The organism is Shewanella sp. 11B5 (genome assembly GCF_002836795.1).
GTDB lineage: Bacteria > Pseudomonadota > Gammaproteobacteria > Enterobacterales > Shewanellaceae > Shewanella > Shewanella frigidimarina.
On record NZ_PJAP01000811.1, the window covers coordinates 1 to 1,685 of the forward strand.

Annotated in this window: 1 protein-coding gene; it reads right to left on the reverse strand. The window is 40.1% G+C overall.

What is annotated here, in order from left to right; translation table 11 throughout:
- Positions 1 to 1,624 (reverse strand): methyl-accepting chemotaxis protein (locus CXF78_RS16675; RefSeq protein WP_102037404.1); only part of this gene is annotated, 1,624 nt, incomplete at its 3' end.
- Positions 1,625 to 1,685 lie beyond the last annotated feature (61 nt).

Genomic DNA, 1,685 nt, shown 5'->3' on the forward strand with positions numbered 1-1,685 from the left:
GTTGATGTAACTGAATTGCACCTTGTTCGATACCTATACTGCCTTTATTAATGAGCTCATTCTGAGTTCGGTTTTCTAACGACATATCATTGATGCGAGTAATATTCATATTCAGTTCGCCAATAACAGTGCTTTGCTCGTCTGTGGCTGCTGCTATTTGAACATTCATTTGCGATATTTGCTCAATTGAAGACTTAATATTTTCAAGCGCAACTACAACTTGTTGAGTTTCATTGACCGTTTCAGATGATTTAACTTTAGCCCTAGCAACAGAAGCATTAACACTGTCAATGGCACTTCTGATTGCGTCGATGATAAGATTAATTTCACTTGTTGAAGCTTGAGTTCGGCTAGCAAGCGTTCGAACTTCATCAGCAACAACAGCAAAACCACGACCAGCCTCACCTGCTCTAGCGGCTTCGATGGCAGCATTCAACGCTAACAAATTAGTTTGATCTGCTATTCCCACAATCACATCCAGAATTTGACCAATCTTACTTGAACTTACTTGTAAGCCTTTAGCAACCTCTTCTGTCGCGGCTAATTCACTGGATAATTCAGATATTTTTTTCATTGCATTATCAACAACGTTAGCAGATTTGTCTGCCTCTTTATCAGCATGGTGGGTACTGTCTGCTGCCAGTTGCGCATTAGAAGCCACTTCTGATGCGGTCATCGACATTTCATTTATCGCGGTTGCCACATTCTCAGTTTCGGCTTGCACATTGGATGAAATTTGATTGGCCTGTTGTGCAATCGTCGACATATTTTGTGCTAAGCGACTCGATTCATCAACCGAATGGCTGACAGAAATAATGACTTTCTGGATTTTATCAATAAAGGCATTGAAATGATGTGCGATTTGTTTGAGTTCATCATTACCCTCTTCAGACAAACGTAAGGTCAAGTCCCCCTCGCCCTTGGCAATGTTTTTAAACGCACTAATGGTTTCAATCATTGGCCCTGAAATACTGCGAATGATAAAAAACAGCAGTAAGATGACTGGCAGCCAAACCAGTGCCAATAACAATAAGTATTGCGTAATAAATTGGTTTTTATCATTTTGAATGTCATCGACATAGATACCCGTCCCGATAATCCATCCCCAGGGTCTAAAACGCTTGACCACTGACATTTTTGGACTGGGTTGTTCCTGTTGTGGTTTGTTCCACATATAATCTACTCGTGCCGAATCCTGCTGTTCGGTACGTAGGATCATTTGTTCAAACAGCTTAACGCCATTTGGATCTTGCATTGCTAATACCTTGGTATTCACTAATTGCTTAGCAAAAGCATGTTGGATCATCGTCCCTTGAGTATCAATACTGAAATAATACTCATTGCCTGAATAGCGTAATTTATCAATTGCCGCCAAAGCCATGACTTTGGCCTCATCTTCGCTCAGGCTTCCAGACTGAGCATCTTGATAATATTTATCCGCGATGGTGGTAGCGATGTCTACCAAAGCATTCAGTTTGGCTTCTTTCTCATTAATTAACACGTTTTCAACTCGTGTTAATGAAAACCAGAACACGATAACAGTAGCAATGATCGCTAATGCCAACATTCCTAATAAACGGTTTGCAATTGTCGTTTTACGAAAAAACATATTAATTGGGTTCATACAGGCACCATGACATTATGATTATTATTAAAATGGTTATGAGATGAAAACTGACACGAAC